General features: G+C 47.5%; 15 protein-coding genes. 6 read left to right on the top strand and 9 right to left on the bottom strand.

Annotated elements, in window-relative coordinates; all coding sequences use genetic code 11:
* The first annotated feature begins 406 nt into the window (after positions 1 to 406).
* The 3 genes from QUB77_RS06185 (at position 407) to nadB (ending at position 4020) form a co-directional block, all read left to right on the top strand.
* The gene (locus tag QUB77_RS06185) at positions 407 to 1366 is read left to right on the top strand and encodes an adenylate/guanylate cyclase domain-containing protein (RefSeq protein WP_333170505.1); all 960 of its coding nucleotides are present in this window, start codon (positions 407 to 409) and stop codon (positions 1364 to 1366) included.
* Positions 1367 to 1618: 252 nt separating this feature from the next.
* Positions 1619 to 2053 (top strand): photosystem II complex extrinsic protein PsbU, encoded by a 435-nt coding sequence (gene psbU / locus QUB77_RS06180; protein ID WP_006635850.1) that lies wholly within the window; start codon positions 1619 to 1621, stop codon positions 2051 to 2053.
* A 314-nt stretch (positions 2054 to 2367) separates the two neighbouring features.
* Positions 2368 to 4020 (top strand): L-aspartate oxidase, encoded by a 1653-nt coding sequence (gene nadB, locus QUB77_RS06175; RefSeq protein WP_333170506.1) that lies wholly within the window; start codon positions 2368 to 2370, stop codon positions 4018 to 4020.
* A 21-nt stretch (positions 4021 to 4041) separates the two neighbouring features.
* Here the strand turns inward: nadB and QUB77_RS06170 are convergent, their stop codons facing one another.
* The 4 genes from QUB77_RS06170 to btpA all read right to left on the bottom strand — a co-directional run bounded on the left by QUB77_RS06170 (position 4042) and on the right by btpA (position 9383).
* Positions 4042 to 4302: a hypothetical protein gene (locus QUB77_RS06170; protein WP_333295873.1), complete on the bottom strand. Its 261-nt coding sequence runs from the start codon at positions 4300 to 4302 to the stop codon at positions 4042 to 4044.
* Between the two features lie 466 nt (positions 4303 to 4768).
* Positions 4769 to 6904 (bottom strand): CHASE2 domain-containing protein, encoded by a 2136-nt coding sequence (locus tag QUB77_RS06165; protein ID WP_445251717.1) that lies wholly within the window; start codon positions 6902 to 6904, stop codon positions 4769 to 4771.
* A 526-nt stretch (positions 6905 to 7430) separates the two neighbouring features.
* Positions 7431 to 8354, bottom strand: coding sequence for a vitamin K epoxide reductase family protein (locus tag QUB77_RS06160; RefSeq protein ID WP_333170509.1), 924 nt, complete (start codon positions 8352 to 8354; stop codon positions 7431 to 7433).
* A 141-nt stretch (positions 8355 to 8495) separates the two neighbouring features.
* Positions 8496 to 9383 carry a photosystem I biogenesis protein BtpA gene (btpA, locus tag QUB77_RS06155; protein ID WP_333170510.1) on the bottom strand — a complete coding sequence of 296 codons (888 nt, stop codon included), beginning with the start codon at positions 9381 to 9383 and terminating at the stop codon, positions 8496 to 8498.
* A 416-nt stretch (positions 9384 to 9799) separates the two neighbouring features.
* Between btpA and QUB77_RS06150 the strand changes: the two genes are divergently transcribed.
* Entirely contained in the window at positions 9800 to 10786 is a 987-nt protein-coding gene (locus QUB77_RS06150) for a GDSL-type esterase/lipase family protein (protein WP_333170511.1), read from the top strand.
* 427 nt (positions 10787 to 11213) lie between these two features.
* On the opposite strand, the gene QUB77_RS06145 is transcribed toward QUB77_RS06150, so the two are convergent.
* The 4 genes from QUB77_RS06145 to def all read right to left on the bottom strand — a co-directional run bounded on the left by QUB77_RS06145 (position 11214) and on the right by def (position 14850).
* Complete coding sequence (locus QUB77_RS06145) at positions 11214 to 12266, bottom strand: Gfo/Idh/MocA family oxidoreductase (protein ID WP_333071385.1); 1053 nt, start codon at positions 12264 to 12266, stop codon at positions 11214 to 11216.
* Between the two features lie 302 nt (positions 12267 to 12568).
* Positions 12569 to 13912 carry a PrsW family glutamic-type intramembrane protease gene (locus tag QUB77_RS06140; RefSeq protein WP_333170512.1) on the bottom strand — a complete coding sequence of 448 codons (1344 nt, stop codon included), beginning with the start codon at positions 13910 to 13912 and terminating at the stop codon, positions 12569 to 12571.
* 177 nt (positions 13913 to 14089) lie between these two features.
* Positions 14090 to 14290, bottom strand: coding sequence for a hypothetical protein (locus QUB77_RS06135; RefSeq protein WP_199292547.1), 201 nt, complete (start codon positions 14288 to 14290; stop codon positions 14090 to 14092).
* Positions 14290 to 14850, bottom strand: coding sequence for a peptide deformylase (gene def / locus QUB77_RS06130; protein WP_333170513.1), 561 nt, complete (start codon positions 14848 to 14850; stop codon positions 14290 to 14292). Before def ends, QUB77_RS06135 begins: the two co-directional genes overlap by 1 nt.
* A gap of 101 nt (positions 14851 to 14951) precedes the next feature.
* Here def and QUB77_RS06125 point away from each other — a divergent pair, with 101 nt between their 5' ends.
* Positions 14952 to 15464, top strand: a complete 513-nt coding sequence (locus QUB77_RS06125) for a DUF1648 domain-containing protein (protein ID WP_333170514.1) — start codon at positions 14952 to 14954, stop codon at positions 15462 to 15464.
* Positions 15465 to 15696: 232 nt separating this feature from the next.
* On the opposite strand, the gene QUB77_RS06120 is transcribed toward QUB77_RS06125, so the two are convergent.
* Positions 15697 to 16152, bottom strand: coding sequence for an aspartyl protease (locus tag QUB77_RS06120; RefSeq protein ID WP_333170515.1), 456 nt, complete (start codon positions 16150 to 16152; stop codon positions 15697 to 15699).
* A 120-nt stretch (positions 16153 to 16272) separates the two neighbouring features.
* Between QUB77_RS06120 and QUB77_RS06115 the strand changes: the two genes are divergently transcribed.
* Positions 16273 to 17565, top strand: a complete 1293-nt coding sequence (locus QUB77_RS06115) for a pentapeptide repeat-containing protein (RefSeq protein WP_333170516.1) — start codon at positions 16273 to 16275, stop codon at positions 17563 to 17565.
* The last annotated feature ends 26 nt before the right edge of the window (positions 17566 to 17591 follow it).

Here is a 17591-nt window from a genome sequence, read left to right as displayed (position 1 = left end):
AAAATTCATGAAAATAAGCTTCCTTTCTGAGATTCATGCGAAACTTGGGTTTCAGGAATTGTGTTGAAAGATTTCGGACTTGTGTGTATAGGGTAGCCGGCTAGCCAGAGAGCCATTTTCCCACTTTTTTCTGGCCCATCAAAATAAATAAAAGTTGTCTCCGCTCCGGGGCAGGCAGTATTATCAGGTACAATCTTGGTAGACAGTATGTTTTTACTGGCGGCTTTGGTAGATCGAATCATAAATACCTTCGCTCGCTCGATCGAATTTATGGTTCTGAAATCCTGCAGGGGCTAGGTGCATCTACGATGGACTAAAAAATCTAAAATCTGAAGTCTCAAATTTCAAATCGGTTAATTTTGTGTCGTTTCTAGGACTGTTGTGACGAGTGCAACCCAATCCACATATGGTACTTCGCACAGAAGGCGGCAATCGCTACTTGCCGCTCTCCGGCAGCAATTGCTGGACAGTAGGGCGGAGCGATGACAATAATTTTGTACTGACAGATCGCTGGATTTCCCGTAATCACGCGATGTTACAGCAGATGGAGACAGGAGAGTTCTACCTGATCGACTTGGGTAGCCGCAATGGTTCCTTTGTCAATGGGCGGCGGGTCAGTATTCCTGTAACTCTCAGAAATGGCGATCGGATTATTTTCGGTCAAACCGAATTGGACTTCTACAACCCAACCGCGGGCCATCGGCACGATCCCATACACGATACAGACTCGGATGATTTTACGGCGACTTTGACGGTGCGTAGCCTGATTAGCGTCATGGTAATGGACATCCGAGACTTTACAGTTTTAACTAGGCAGCTAGACGAAACCCTGCTGTCAGAAGTCATCGGCAATTGGTTCCGCAAAGCAGGACAGATCATTCGCGAACACGGCAGTTGGGTGGACAAATACATCGGCGATGCCATCATGGCCGTCTGGTTCCACAAAACCAGCGGTGTCAGCAGCGAGGAAATGATGCGGATTTGCCAAGCTTTAAGCGAACTGCACAAGGCAACAGACGAACTCAGCAGCCGTTACCCCCTGCCTTTTCCTTTGCGAGTCGGGGCCGGAATCAATACCGGTTATGCAATGGTGGGAAATTCTGGCAGCAGCGACCGATCGGACTATACCGCCTTGGGAGATACTGTAAACGCAGCATTTCGCCTGGAGTCTTGCACCAAGCAACTTGGCAAGGATATCGCTGTGGGAGAAACTACCTACAAATACCTGACGCAATTGGGGGCCCAGGGCGCTTTCGAGCAGCACACCGTTTCTTTGAAGGGTTACGACCATCCCAGCGTGGCTTACGGCGGTACTTATGCTGACTTGAACGCTTTTCTGAAAACGAAAGGAAAGAGTTCTCGATAGCTAGAAAATTGGGTGCAGGGCAAAAATTAACCCTTGAAAATGGCAGTCCGAGTTTTTAATTTGGAGGGCCTTTTATAAACTTGCCTGCGATGCTTAAAAGTCTGGCATTATCACATATAGTTCGCGTTGTCAATACCTCAATGTAAAGTTTATAACAGCCCTCTACCTATTGCGGATTTATCTGAAAAACTGCATAAGCAAAATGGTAGTCTCTACATAAATGCTGTGTATGAAATTGGGAGACAAAACTTCATGAAACGATTGGGTCGTCTATTGGCAGTATTGGGCTTAGTGCTGGGCTGCTTTGCATGGGCGGGAGACCAAAGCGCGATCGCGGCGTCATTAAGCCGTATCGTCTTGCCATCATCCTCGCTCCTAGCTGTTGAAGCTCCGGCTAGAACCAATCGCGCCGATGAGAAGCTTGCCACAGAATACGGCAAAAAACTTGATTTGAACAACAGCGCCGTCCGGGACTTTCGGGAATTTCGAGGGTTGTATCCCACTTTAGCTCGACTAATTATTAAGAATGCTCCTTACGAAAATGTTGAGGACGTACTCAATATTTCAGACTTGACGGATGCTCAGAAAAAAGTGCTGCAAGCTAACATGGACAAATTCACCGTAACTGATGTTGAATCAGTCTTTATTGAAGGAGACAATCGGTTGAATAATGGTCTCTACGACTAGGTAGCAGCGGGTCTTATTTGAAGCAGAAGTCATTGGGCAGAAGGCAAACGGCCGAAAGAAAATATTTTTTTTCTAGAGGCTGATGACTTCTGCCTTTAATTTCTAGAGACTTACTTTCAACCACCATTGGGCAAAAGCCGACCCAAATTCGCTAGATTTAAATAAGCGGGTTCTCCTGATTCATCTAAAATCTAAAATCTAAAATCTAAAATCCCTTGACTGACATTAGTTCAAGTCCCCAGATTCATCTGTAGACTCAATTCTAAAATCTAAAATCTAAAATCTAAAATCTAAAATTGACTGGCGGCAGACTTATGACTGACAAATTTGACGTATTGGTAATAGGTGCTGGCGCGGCGGGTTTGTACACAGCACTTTGCCTGCCAGAGCATTTGCAGGTGGGCTTGATCAATAAAAATACCCTGCCTGTTTCTGCTAGTGACTGGGCTCAAGGAGGGATTGCGGCAGCGATCGCCCCTGAAGATTCGGCAGCACTGCACATTCAGGATACACTGGCTGCGGGAGCCGGTCTTTGCGATTTGGAGGCGGTGAAATTTTTAGTCGAGGAAGCTTCAGCCTGCATTGACTCCCTAGTGAAAATGGGCGTTGCATTCGATCGCACCGGCCCAGATTTAGCCCTCACCCTAGAAGCAGCCCACTCCCGCCGCCGAGTTCTCCACGCCGCCGACACTACAGGCAAAGCCGTGATCAGTACGCTGACAGCAAAAGTATTGAGCCGCAAAAACATTCAACTCGTATCTCCTGCCTTTGCTTTGAGTCTGTGGCTAGACGAAACCGGGCGCTGTCAGGGGATTAGTTCGATTTGTGGCTCACAAGTCAAGTGGCTGCAGGCCGGGGCCGTGGTGCTGGCGACAGGCGGCGGCGGACAGGTTTTTGCTCAAACGACCAATCCGTCGGTAAGTACCGGGGACGGGGTGGCAATTGCGTGGCGCGCCGGGGCGCTGCTGCGAGACTTAGAATTTGTGCAGTTTCACCCGACGGCGCTGAGCACAGCGGGCGCACCTCGGTTTCTCATTAGCGAAGCGGTGCGGGGAGAAGGAGCTCATTTGGTTGACAGTAAGGGATATCGCTTTGCTTTTGACTCTCACCCCAGCGGGGAACTCGCCCCTAGGGATGTTGTCAGCCGCGCAATTTTCCGCCACTTGCAAAAGACGGGTGAACCTCATGTTTGGCTGGATTTGCGCCCGATTGCGGTCGATCGACTGCGCTACAGGTTTCCCAATATTATTCAAGTGTGCGCTGATTGGGGAATTGATATTTTTTCCGAACCGGTGCCGGTGACGCCCGCCGCCCATTACTGGATGGGAGGGATTGTGGCTGACAAGTTCAACCAAACTTCGATTCCGGGTTTGTACGCGGTGGGCGAAACTGCGAGCACGGGGGTACATGGCGCTAATCGGTTGGCGAGTAATTCGCTGCTGGAATGTCTGGTTTTTGGGGCGCAGATGGGACTTTTGCAGCTAGAAGATGGAATATCCGAGGCATTGGCCGATCAGTTCGAGGCGGGGGAAATCTTGGAAAAATCGATTTCTGAAAAGGACATTGAGGCGATCGAAAAGTTGCGGGTGGAATTGCCTAATTTGGTGTGGCAGAGTGCGGGAATTTGCCGGGGACAACGCGATTTGGAAAGTGCGATCGTCCAACTTGAGATTTGGCGGCAAGAATTTGCTTCGTTGGCTTTGAGTCAAACGCTTGATAATTTAAGGCCCGGACAAATTATTGATTTTTCCCCTGCTGAGGCGGAAAATAGCTCGATTTTGCGAAATTGGGGAGAAGTGGGGAATTTATTGGATATCGGCTATTTAATTGTCAAAAGTGCTGCCTTTCGCACTGAAAGTCGCGGCGGTCATTACCGAGTGGACTATCCCCTCACCGATCCGGATTGGTGCAGCCATACTTTAATTAACCAATCCAATTGGTACAAATCTCCGCGAATAGAAGATTGAAAATTTATTGAAAATTTAGGGTCAGCGCGTTCCCGTACCGTCACTTTCGGGGTTCCCGTTCGGGGGTGGTTCGTATTCTTTGGGATTTCCAAACCTAGAGGTTGGTGTAACTGTCCAAACTCTGGGGGTCGATGGCGTCGGGTTCTCGCCCGCGCTACGGGCCTTTGTGAAATTGCTAGTTGAGTTGCTGGCAAGTCGAGCCGCATTTGCAGTGCCGACTATATTCACTTGCAGGCAGGCCGCCAGGGTTGCCGTTTTTGTGAGCTGAATCAAAGTACGCATAGTATTCACAGCCTTATTCAAATCACCGCAATCGATCCACGTCTGTACCACCTATTATATCTATCAATTTCCGTATTTCCACGGATATCTTTACATTTACTTTAATTAACTTTCATAAGTTTACATAAATTTTTTTTCATTAAGGCTTTTTGGCGGTTTGAATTTGGTTTCATGTTGTGATTTATTTTAATATTTTGTAACATTTAGAGAAAACGGCAAGTTGCTCTCATAAGTTTTATATTTGGCTAAATATATCTAAGGGCAGATGACAGATTAGAGTATTCTAAATTACATGATTTTAGATTTGATATTTCACTACTTTGGACATTTTTTTCAACGGTTTCAAAAAGCTTATAGGGCTTACAGTTTAAGGAGCTAGCTATTTTTTTAAGTTAGCTGCACAGGCTTATCAAGAAGGGGGTGGGGACTTTACCTACAGTGGCATTAAGTTTTTAACTCCTCTTAATTAATAAAAGTGATATTGATTTTTCCCGCTTTCCTTAGCACGATACATCGCAACATCGGCATTCTTAACTAACATCTCTGGCTCTTGACCGTCAATGGGATATAAACTAATGCCAATACTTGTAGTTACAGAAACGGTATGTTCTTCTAAAATAAAAGGCTGCATGATGGCGTCGCAAATTTTTTCAGCTACTTTCGCAGCTTCCTCGCGACCTGGAATTGCGGGCAAAATGACTGTGAACTCGTCGCCGCCCAACCGCGAGATTGTATCGCTGCCGCGCAAGCATTTTTTGAGCCGACTGGCAACTGTTTTTAAGAGTAAATCACCCACATTGTGTCCGAGAGTGTCGTTGATTGATTTAAATCCATCTAAATCTAAAAACAGTAAAGCTACCAATTCCTGAGTGCTGGAGGCTATTTCTAGAGACTTATGCAAGCATTCGTAGAACATTTGGCGGTTGGCCAAACCGGTAAGAGCATCGTGATAAGCTTGGTGGCTGAGCTCAGCATTTTTTTGTTCTAGGGCATTTGCCCGGAGTTGGCGCTCGGTAATATCTCTGATTGCTCCGACTAAAAATAGGTTGCCGGCAGCATCTTTATGTAGGGATCTTTTAGTCGCAATCAGATGCGTCATTCCGTGAGCGTCAGTAAAATATTCTTCATTTTCTCGCGGCTGGTGAGTTTGAAATACTAATTCGTCTTGCTGCCAAAATATCTCGGCTTCGGCTTGGGGAAATAATTCGTAATCGGTTCGGCGAGTTAAAATTTCTAAAGGATAGCCAATAAACCGACAATATGCCTGATTCAAAACTACGCAGCGGTGAGTTCTATCTTTGACAAAAATGGGGTCGGGAATTGTATCGATTAGCGATTGTAAAAATTCTTTAGACCGTTTTAATTCTTCTTGCAAGTGAGCCAGATAACCCACAACTGCGACACCAGAACCCACAAGACTGAGGATTGGAGGAATTAACGGTAGCCACCAACCTATTAAGAATACTAAGTATAAACTAGAACTCAGACCTAGACAGATACTTAATAAACAGTAAGCCGATCGACCCAGCGATCGCAAATTCCAACTCACATTTGCTCCGGCCCAAGACCACAGTAAAATCCACAGCAACTCCGCAGCCTCTGGCCAGACATTGATACCGCCGCGCCCGTCGAGGGCTGCACTCAAAATTTGGCTCAAGAAATGAGCCTGAAGCTCGACTCCCGGTATTTGTTGGGGAGGACCAAACCAACCGGAACTGTAAGCATTTTGGTAAAAGTCTCTGAGGCTGGGGGCATTTGAGCCGATCAAGACAACGCGCGATCGTACAAAATCAGCAGGTACTGTGTCAGAGAGCACATCGCTCATTGATGCAGTGCGAAAACTGCCTCGCGGGCCGCGCAGGTTGGTCAAAATTTGATAGCCGCGGCTGTCCGATCGAACGTAAGCACCGTCATTCGGTTGAAAAGGCCGAAAAACCCCCTTGCCTAACTGCAAGTATTTAGGATTGACGCTTGCTCGTTGAGGGGAAATTCCTTCGCTTTTGAGGTAAAGCAAAGCCAGTCTGAGTGCGAAACTTTGATGAGTTTTGCCGTCTCCGGGCCAAGCGTAGAGCAAAGTTCGCCGCACTTTTGAGTCAGCGTCGATGACAACATTGTTGAAACCAATTCGATCGAGCTTGTCAAGTACCGGAGGCGGGCGAACTCCGAGCCGGGTTTCGTCTGGCATCAACTCAATGCCGATTAAGTTGGGAATAGTTTTAAAAGTTTTGAGCAATTCGGCGTTACCCGGTTGAGTTGGCAAATCTCGGTAAACGTCAAGGCCGATCGCCCGTGGCTTGCCCGCGTGCAATTTTTGCAGCAATTGGGCCAAGACAGCATCCGAAATTGGGTAGCCGTATTTTTGCAAGTCAGCTTCCTTAATTTCTACAATGACGATGCGCGAGTCAATTGGTTCGGCCGGCCGCCAGCGCACAAAGTGGTCGAAAGCAGCCCATTCCCACACCTGAAAACATCCTAACCAGCGCATTACAATGACCGTACTAGCAACGGCACTCGCAGTAATCAATACTCGGCGTTCTTGATCGACCCATTTTTTGATAGTTTTTAGCATATTTTGGGGATTGGGGGCTCGCCCTGTGAGCATCTAAACTACTACTACCTATAGGTTTTACATCTCCGAGTCGATTTTAGATTTTAGATTTTAGATTATCCAATTTTTTGGTTTTTCGGTGGGGGCGAGTCGATTTTAGATTTTAGATTTTAGATTTTAGATTATCCAATTTTTTGGTTTTTCGGTGGGGCGAGTCGATTTTAGATTTTAGATTTTAGATTATCCAATTTTTTGGTTTTTCGGTACGATCGGGCTGCAACAGCAGAAACCGGATTTCGCAACCAAAATATGTCATTTCAACAATCACTCTGGAAGCAGAAACCCGGTTTCTTGCATTTTTATGTAAAGTTTTTAGTAGTTATTCGCCGATCTAAATACTCAAAAGCCACCACTTGTTTTAAAATTTCTCTTCTAACTAATTAGACTATTTTTTATTTATTAAAGATGCACGATTTTAGATTGATTTCGCAGCAAGAACCAACGATAAACTAAGTTAAAAACCAGGATATTCCCTGCCCATCAATCTAAAATCTGTCATCTAACATCTCCAACTTTCCTGTTAGTTTTGAAAGTTGCGCGGGCCGGTGTAACCTGATAAATCAGCGAGTTTATCCAAAGATTGTGTCCCCGCATAAAACTTACCATTAATCTCCCAAGTCGGGAAACCTTTAACATTCGCAGCAGCAGCTTGGCAAATTTCAGCGCGGGAATTTTGCCCCCTGGGATCGCATTCAAAATAATCAATTATTTTGGCTGCTTCTTTGCCGAACAGCATTTTTTGGTCGTGGCAGTGGGGACACCAATAAGCGCCGTACTCTTTAGCGCCAATTTGTCGGAGGTGGCGGGCCAAAGCAATTTGTGCCGGGCCGGAGGTTGTAGTGACGGCAGGGGGTACAATTCCGGGGGTAGAGACAGTAGGAGGAGGTGAGTTGACGCTGTTATAAAGTGCCAAGGCACTGATCGAACTCACCATTGCCACTAAAATGCCTGTAAACACCAACTGTCCGATATCTTCCCACTCGCGCCCGACTAGCACCAACACAAACAGCGACAGCGCAAATAAGGCAGATGTGATGCAGTAAATGCACAGTTCCTGAATTTCAAAAGCCATCAAATACATCAAATAGCTGCTGAAAATTACCATCGCAGCGGTGATGATAAATAGCGCTTGCCAAGTTGTGTTTTCTAGTTGAGAGTGCAGTCCTTTATTGGTGTTGGGATTGACGCCTTTGGGAGCCAATGCCAGGATTGCTATGCTCAGGTAAGCCAGACAGCCTAACAAACTTAAAGGCACGGTGCCAAAGACTGTAGCGTAGGGACTGTTGAGAACTTTGTCGCAGCCGCTGGTGGGACAAATGACCGAGCCATTCGTGAATTTAGCGATCGTGAGATAGGCCGTTTCTACGACGCCTATGGCTGCGATCGCTGCCATCAGAGTCCTAGACCAGCGATGAATCCAAGGGGTGGAACGTCGGCGAATCATTTTTTGATTTGGTAATTGATAATTGGGAATTGTTGACTGTTGACTAATGACGGTTAATGGTTAACTAATGACTGATGACTGATAACTGTTGACTGATGACTGATGACTACTGCCAACTGTCAACTGTCAACAATTCCCATTTTACGTTTTACTTGTGAGTTTGCCCGGTTCCGGTGTTGGCCCTCTTGAGCCATTAGCATCTCTATTTTCCTGTTCGCGCTCTTTCTGGGACAAGCTGCGGCGGGCGGCTTCTACAAACTGACTGACGCGGATCGGATCTATAGGCTGCTCGATGCGGCCGTTTCGCTTCAGGGAACTCGATACGATTACGCCGTCAGCCGCCTGCATGAGGGTAGAAATGTTTTCCCACGATGCGCCGCTGCCGATGAAAACTGGAATTCCCGCCGCTGCTGCACTCGCGAGTTCTAAGTCTTCGAGATTGGGAGGGCTGCCAGTTGTCCAGCCGGAAAGGATTACGGCGTCGGCTAAAGCGCGCCCGATCGTCTCTTGGACGGCTGTGGTCAAATTGGGGCTGCCTAGGGGTCGCCCGTGCTTGACTAACACGTCTGCTAATATTTTGACATCGCTGCCCAATTCCCGGCGGTAGCGCAGTAGCTGGTGAGCTTGGCCTTCAATTAAGCCCTGGTCTGTAGCCATGATGCCGTTGAGGACGTTGACGCGGATGAATTGAGCTCCTGTGCAGGAGGCGATGGCGATCGCGCTGTGGGCGTCGTTTCGCAGCACGTTAACGCCGATCGGCAGCGTCACGAGATTTGTTAGCCTCTCAACTACCAGAGTCATGGCACTTACCACCGCCGGATCTACGCTGTCTTTAGCAAAAGGAGCGTCGAAAAAGTTCTCGACTATGATACCGTTTGCGCCACCAGAAGCCAGCGCTGTAGCCTCTTGCTCGGCTCTTCCGATAATAGCTTTGAGGTTTCCGCCCCAGCGGGGAGAAGTTGGCAAAGGCTGTAAATGTACGACACCGATTATGGGATTCGGCGTTTTGAATATTTGTTTTAAGTCCACGGATTTTCCTGAAACCACCAAGTTCACTGACTGCTGACGGCGGATGAGTCACGGTATATTCTAGAATTCTATATCCACGGGGGCGATTCGGTTGACTTAATCGGGTCGCCAAGTTGCTCAAACCCCTAAGCCATAACATTTTAGATTTTAGATTTTAGATTTTAGATTTTAGATTTTACAAGGACGACCTACTTACTTCACTCCCAGAGGGATACTTGCTTCAAGACAGGAGTCCTCGACAGCAAAAAAAGTTTAGATTTTAGGGAGATTTCCCAGATTCATCTGTGGAGTCAATGCTTTAATCTTTTATCTAAAATCTACTGACTACAATCGGGGTTGAGAGCTTGACTGCTGTTGCATTCTTTTTTATACCTTGGTGTCGGCAGGGGTTTATCCTTCTCTCTCGAGGTTAAGTGGTGAAAGTTGTTCTCATAATTTTGGCTGTCACCGCAGGATTGGGGGCGGCAATCGAAGTGCTGCTGCGGGTGCTGCTGGGTTTTGGTAATCCTTTGATTTACATTGCCGATGCCGAGTGTGGCTATTTGTTGGCGCCGAACCAGAAGGTGCGTCGCTTGGGCAACCGGATTGAGATTAACGAGTATTCTATGCGTAGCCCAGCGATCGCCCCGATCGCCTCTCCAGAAACTCTGCGCGTCTTGCTGTTGGGAGATTCTGTCGCCAACGGCGGTTGGTGGACACATCAGACAGATACGATCTCGGAAATTATGACTCGGAATTTAAGACTGCTCGTACAGAATCTGGCGAGCCATGCACAATTAGGTTCACAAGTCAACTATTCAAATTTTGAAGTTCTCAACGCCTCAGCCAATTCTTGGGGGCCGAGGAATCAACTTGCTTACGCCAAGCGGTTCGGTGTTTTTGGGGCAAAGGCTGTGGTTTTGCTGCTTAATACGGACGATTTGTTTGCATCGGCTCCTTGTGATCTGGTTGTGGGGCGCGATCGATCTTACCCGGATCACAAACCCCGATCGGCTACCTTAGAGTTATTGAGCCGCTACCTACTACCGGCAGTGCCGACTCCCCAATTGGCAGCACCCGCAGCCACCAGCAGCGATGTAGTAGGCTCCAACTTAGAAGCTATTCGCCAAATCCAGAAAATAGCTGTATCCGCCAACGTCGAGTTTTTGCTAGCCGTCACGCCGAAGCGGGGCGAACTCGGCGGCCTGGGCCCTCGCGACTGGGAAGTCAAAGCTAGAGCGCGTCTCGCCGAACTCGTAGAAACAGAGAAAATTACTTACATAGATTTTCTTCCCATTTTCAATTGTGCGGCCGAATTTCCAACTTTGTATCGAGACAGCATTCACCTGAGTCCTCAAGGAAATCAGCTAGTTAGCAAAACCATCAGTCGTCAAATAGTCGCTCTTTTTTGGCATAAATCGTGACTTCACCTAAAGACGGATACTTGCCCACGACTCCTGTTGTCGAGGGCAAAAAAGTTTAAACCTTAGTTCAAGCCCCCACATTCATCTGCAGAGTCAATCGATTTTAGATTTTAGATTTTAGATTTTAGAATTGAAGCATTCACCTCACGGATAAATTCGGGGGGCAAATTTCATCGGATACAGGTTTTTTATTTCTGGACGGATGAATCCGGGGGCTTGTATCCTGGATGCTTGATTGTCAATCTAAAGTCTAAAATCCTTTGACCGAGGGCAACTCGACGATCGCACTCGCCGAACTTCTCACGCCGAATTGTCCAATCTCAAATCGACTGATATCGAATCCGGTTGCATGGGAACAATTACCGTCTTCAACGAACAACAAACCCAAACTGTAAAAGCACCCGGAAACGACAGGATTTGTCTCGATTTAGCTAACTTGCAAAGTAGACTCTAGCTCTTTCGGATACCAAGCTTGACCGTCGAGAGCCATTTGCTCGATCACACTCGCAAGCCGCAGAGCTTTGAGAGCTTGTTCTCCTCCCACAGAGGGCTGATTTCCACCCCGCACGCAATTAATAAAATGCTCCAATTCTGCGTGGAGCGGTTCAATATTGCTGGTGTAAACTTTCTCGATCAACCCATCTTGACGGTAAAGCACCTGACCGTAATCCGTCACGTAATTGGCGGTTGTTTGTCGGTGAATCAAGATTTCGTTGTTGAGAAAATCTGCCTCTGTCAGAGAATTCTTGCAGTGAGCCACGATTGAACGGAGTTTGCGGTGCGTCACCTTACTGGCAGTCAAGGTGGCGACAATGCCGTTAGCAAAGTTCAACGTCGCTGTCACGTAGTCTAAATAACCTGAATCTGAGGCCCTGCTGCCGCTGGCGGTCAGCTTCACCACTTGGGAATCTGCCAATTCCAAAAGCAAGTCGATGTCGTGGATCATTAAATCCAAAACTACCGATACGTCGTTAGCCCGCTGGGAATAGGGACTCATCCGGTGAGCTTCCAATGCCAGTAACTCTTCAGTTTTCAGCACTTTGCCGAGTTCCTGAAAAGCTGGATTGAAGCGCTCGATGTGACCCACTTGTAAAATCCGGTGGGCCTCAGCAGCCGCGTTGACCAAAGATTCGGCTTCGGCAATGCTAGCCGCGATCGGCTTTTCAATTAAAACGTGAACACCCGCTTGGAGACAAGACATCCCCACAGGGTGATGCAGGCGAGTTGGAACGGCGACGCAAACTGCATCTACGTGGGCGAGCAAATCTCGGTAGTCTTCAAAGAAGCGAACCCGGTATTTGCTTGCTACATCTATTCCCCGCTCTACATTTATGTCTGCAACACCCACGAGTTCGATATCTTTTAGCAAGCTCAGAACTCGCGTGTGATGCTGGCCCATATTGCCAACCCCAATCACCCCAATGCGGAGGGGTTCGAGTTGACTTCGCTGGGCGAAAACGTTTGCGTATCCCAATGACATCCTATCTAGCACTCCTGGATTCTCCTCCACCACCACAGGAATCAAGCCCCTTGGCTTCCCTCAGCTACTCACAGCCATCCAGATAGTACCACAGTCAAACTATTTGTGAAGAATTTCTAAGAGAAGGAAGGATCAAGACGACAGAAGGCTGACGGCTGACGGTAGACGGTAAAATTTGTAGAAATTCTTTATTGACACAAGCTACGCTTTATGGTAAGGGTAGGTCAAATTACGTGACTAATGTGCATAACCTCAAAATTGCCAGAGGAAGGAAACAACTTTAAAATTCAAAACTTGATCTGCTACCTTCTGCCTTCAAAGAATATTCGAGTTGCAAAATTTTGCTCTCGATTCGGAGACAGAGCTCTGGCTTTCAAAATCGCGGCTACCAAAAACGCATAGGACAAAACTCCCACCAACGCCAGCAAAAGTACGCTGGCGGCTCCTGACGCATTCCACAAAGCGTGAAGTGCGGAAGCACTGAAATAGCCTACGCCCAAAATTTGCCAGCGCTTCCTAGGTTTGAGGGCGCTCAAACCGATAAAATATCCTAAATAGCCACTGTAAGCCATGTGTCCAGCAGCCGAACCCAAAATGCGGGGAATTAGCAACTGCAATCCTACTAATTGTCCCGCGTCCTGCCCTGCTTGCAGGGTGACATTTTGGATGACATTGGGAACGTACTGCCCCAGAGTTTCTAACAGTGTAAAGCCGACTGCTGAGGCACTTCCTAACAGAATTCCGTCTAAAGGTTCCCAAACGCCGATGCGATCGCGCCACGGATTTTTCAGCCAATTTCCCAGTAACATGGCTCCCAAAACGGGCAGGGCTTTCAGCAATTCTTCCATTAGACCCGCCCCGAAAAACATTCTGGTCAAAAAAGGCAAAAAACTGATTGTTTCGCCTTCGGTTGGCAGGCGACCGGGCAAAATTTCTCTAAATACTAATATAAATCCAATTAATAAGGGGCTGATCACAATCAGGACTGTAGCTAAAGCCGAACCAAGCAATACCCACCAAGGCTTGTGTTTGCCGCACAGTTGATAGATAAAGTAGTAAGCCGCACCGGCGAGGTAAGCTGACAGCAGCAAGTTGAATGCTGCGGAATTTCCAACCGCGACAAACATCGACACGACAACAATAACTGTGGCAATACCTGGATATAAGTAAGCTTTTTGGCTTAATTGTTTGCCAGTGGAGGCGATCGGGAATAATTGAGTTAAAGTGAGAGCGTCTTTTTCGCTACCCGCAAAATTGCCAGTCTGTTGTGATCTTAATCCGGGTTGATTTTGGTAAGGGGTTACGGGAGATTCAAATATAAATTCAGGGCCGTCAAGGCCGAGACTGATGCGATCGCCTGTTTCTAAAGTTTGGCAGCCAGAGAGCTTTTTTCCGTTGATATAAGTTCCGTTAGCGCTGTTGAGGTCGCAAATTTCCCATCTCGTCAAAGTACCCTGAGTTAGGGGACGGACTGCGGCGTGGCGGCGGGAAACCATGCCGTGGGCGATCGACTCTAAAGCTATTTGACAATTGCGATCGCGTCCGATGACCAATTCCCCTTCTTCAGAAAGTTGGTACTTGGATGCTGGGGTTCCCGCAGCATCTTTGGCTGGCACTTGTCGCAGAAATCCGATTTCATTAGTCATGAGTTATAAGTCATTAGTCATTAGTCATTAGTCATTGGTCATGAGCTCGCGAGCTGTTAGGTGATGTTATTTTTGAGCAGTCTTTATTCCACAGTTATTGGTTGTTAGCTGCTGACTAATTACTAATTACTAATTACTAATAACTGCTGACTAATGACTAATGACTAAAAACTCTGCTTATAGATTTGCCCTGGCATCCTGAACGGCTGCATAGAAAAATATGCCAGTTAGCGGTACGCTAAGGGCGAGAATGATGCCCGTGACTAAATTGCCAAGTTGAGCTTCTCCCGATGACAGCTCAAAGATGGAGCCGACTGCCGCGATCGCAGTGATGCACGAAAGAGCTAAGAGTAAACCACTTTTCGGAGTTCCTGCCATCATACTGATTTTACTGCCTTTGGAGAAAATTTATGCTTGACTAATGCTTCATTTAGTGACAGCTTGTTTTCTACTCTGTCTACAAACAGCACTCCGTTGAGGTGATCCATTTCGTGCTGAATTGCCCTCGACAGTAAGTCTGTCGCTATCAGGGTTTGTGGGCGGCCGTATTCGTCGCGGTAGGATACTTCAATGACTTCTGGGCGTTTGACTTCTAAATAAACTCCCGGAATGCTCAAACACCCTTCTTGCAAGCTGCAGATATCGCTGCTGCTACTTTTGATGGTGGGATTGATCAAAACAATTGGGGGTGTGGCGGGGTTTTCCGGGTCGCAGTCGAGGACGATTACTTGTTTGTGGACTCCGACTTGGGGGGCAGCCAAACCGATACCGTCGGCACTGTACATGGTTTGCAGCATTTCTCGGACTAGCTGCCGAATTTCTGCATCGACGCTTTTGACGCGCTTGGCTGGCTGCCGCAGGACGCGATCGCCTAATGTGTGTATTGTTAGGGGCGGTTTTTCTAACTTTTTCTTTTCAATCAAGACCTGAGCCGTCATAGAACCTCGCGGGATGTTTGGAAACCCCCAACGAAAGCTGTTGGGGGATGAAATGGGAACCAATACTATTATTTTCAATATTAATCTAATTTTCAGTAGCCATGACTGGAAACACACCAAACCAACGGCCCGTTATTTCTCTGGGACTTTCGCCCGTTTTAGTGGCGGTAGAGCTTTTGGGTGCGATCGCGATTTTGCTGGCTGTTTTGCTCATCGTCAAGTTTTGGGCGGTTTTGCCCGATCGAATTCCGATTCATTTCGGCTTGGGGGGGCTGGCTGATGCTTGGGGAGACAAGGTGATGATTTGGATCGTGCCGGCGGTTGCTGCCATTATTTTTGCCGTTTTAACTGCGGTTTCGCGCTATCCCCATAATTTTAATTATCCGGTACCGATTACTTCTGAGAACGCTCATCGGCAATATCTGTTGGGGCGAGGCCTTTTGGCTTGGCTGAAGGCCCAGATTTGCTGGCTGTTGGCGTTTGTGGTGCGGCAGCAAATTCTTGTCGCTTTGGGCAATGCTCAAAGGTTTAGTGTGGGGTTAATTTTGGGGATAATTGTTTTGATATTTGGGACGGTTGGCGTGTATTTGCTCAAGGCTTATTCTGCTCGCTAGATGTAGGGCAAAAAACTTACATCATACCCAAAAATTAAATTTTTGGGTATGATGTTTTTAACTGTAAGTAATATTTTTATATAAAAATAAATTAGTTGGTATTGAGGAATAAAGTCATGTAAATTTTATGAGTAGTTGAGTCCTCAGTACAAACTTTTTTGAGGGCGGGTAATTGAAGGGACATGATAGTAATCACACGCGAGAGGTTTGTGCTACGGTAAATGCCGCTCAACTAACCCATCAGATATGTTTGCTGATTGTTCATCGGCAATACTCGCAATCGTCTATTTTTTAAATCAGGTTCTAAGCCTAGTTCTTCCATTGGAATCACGCCCAACAAAACAGCAGAAACGCCTTCGGGTAATTCTAAACAATCAAATCTGCCCTCTCTGCCCTCTACAATAATTTGAGCGCCTGCAAAAATTCGACCTTTTTTGATGCCCGCTGATGTTTCTACATCTCTTTCTCCTACTTGTCTTAAACCTATTTGGCTAATAATAGGAGCTGGCAAGGAAAGCAGAGTGGCTCCGGTATCGACAACAACGTTATCGAGGGTAACAGAGCGAACTTCCTCAGCACCAATAAATCCCCGTTCAGCCATAACTAGATCGATGAAATTTGTGACGGCGATTGTAGTGATTACTTGACCCATTTGTTTTTCTTGCAGATTGGGAAGTACCAGGGTCATAGTATGTCACCTCTTTTGAGTGTAATTAGTGGAGATTTATATTGTAATATTATCTAGAATCCTGCTTGGTTAGTTAAAATCGTTTTAGTGACCGGCTAAAATTAGAATTTGCCTCAACGCATGACACCAGAAAACAACTCTTCTCAACCCAATCGCCCTGAGTCTAACGTGACTGTAGAAAGTCAGAACGGTGCGAGCCCTACTGTGCCACCAGAATCAGGGACAATCGTCGTTACTGCTGAACCGGAAAAACCGGTGCAGCCGCCTCCAACTCGCAAGGTTTTTTTGCCGGCGCAGCCGGAACAAACGACTACTGAGAAGTCGGGGTCGGCGCTGACGCTGGGGTTGATCGCAGCGATGATTTTTGGGCTGGCAAATGACAACATTTGGCTGGGCTTAATTGGCGCCATCGGTGCGATCGGCCTATCGCTGCGGCTGATGTGGCCGAGTTGGGGCAAAATCTGGGCGCAGGTAATTCCGCCGACTTGGCGCACGCTGATTGTCGCCTGCTTCGGGCTTTTAGCTGGGATTGTTGGCTTGCTGATGCTCAGCGGTAGTAATACTGAACCGGGAAGCCGCAACATCCAAATCAACTGGGACGCCATCGGCGCACTCGGCGAGTTGATCGGCGCTTTGGGCCAAATTTTGATCGCAATTTTGGGCGTTTACGTGGCTTGGCGGCAGTACGTGATCTCGAAAGATTTGACGATTCAGCAAAATCGAATTACGCAGCAGCAAACGATCGATGCTTATTTTCAAGGGGTTTCCGACTTAGCCCTTGACGAACAAGGGTTTTTGGAAGACTGGCCGCAGGAAAGGGCGATCGCAGAAGGCCGCACCGCTGCGATTATGAGCAGTGTAGATGCTGAAGGTAAAGCTAAAATTCTGCGGTTTTTGTCGCAGTCGAGATTGGTTACTCCGCTGAAGCGCGATCGGCTTTTAGGCCGCCCCATCCTTGACGGCGACGGCGGCTACGCTGAAGATAGAGATCACGGTATCCGCGTTATCGATCTCAATGTCATGTTAGCGGGTGCTGACCTGGCTGGCACCGATTTGCGGTGGACGGATTTGAGCGAAGCCAACCTCGTCCGCGCTAATCTCAGCAAGTGCGATTTAGTGAAAGCCAACCTCTCGCGCGCTGTCTTGTACGACGCCAATCTCGCTCGCGCCGACATGAGAGCCACCGCATTATTCTACGGCTCGGCACAAACTGCATCCCCCCGCAGCCGTACCGAATTTCCCAACTATCAAACGGGTGAACATACCGGCGCTGTGGTTGAACGCGCTGATTTCACGGCTGTCAAGCGGCTGTCGGAGGAGCAGCGCTATTACTGCTGCGCTTGGTGCGGAGCGAAGTCGAGAGAGACTATTCCCGGCGGCTGCGAAGGGATTCCCAATAAACTCGGACGTTAAAATTAGCAGTACGGCGGTACTTACGT

It is taken from the genome of Microcoleus sp. AT9b-C3, assembly GCF_036705485.1.
Classification (GTDB): Bacteria; Cyanobacteriota; Cyanobacteriia; order Cyanobacteriales; family Microcoleaceae; genus Microcoleus.
This window is presented reverse-complemented; position numbering and strand designations above follow the sequence as displayed.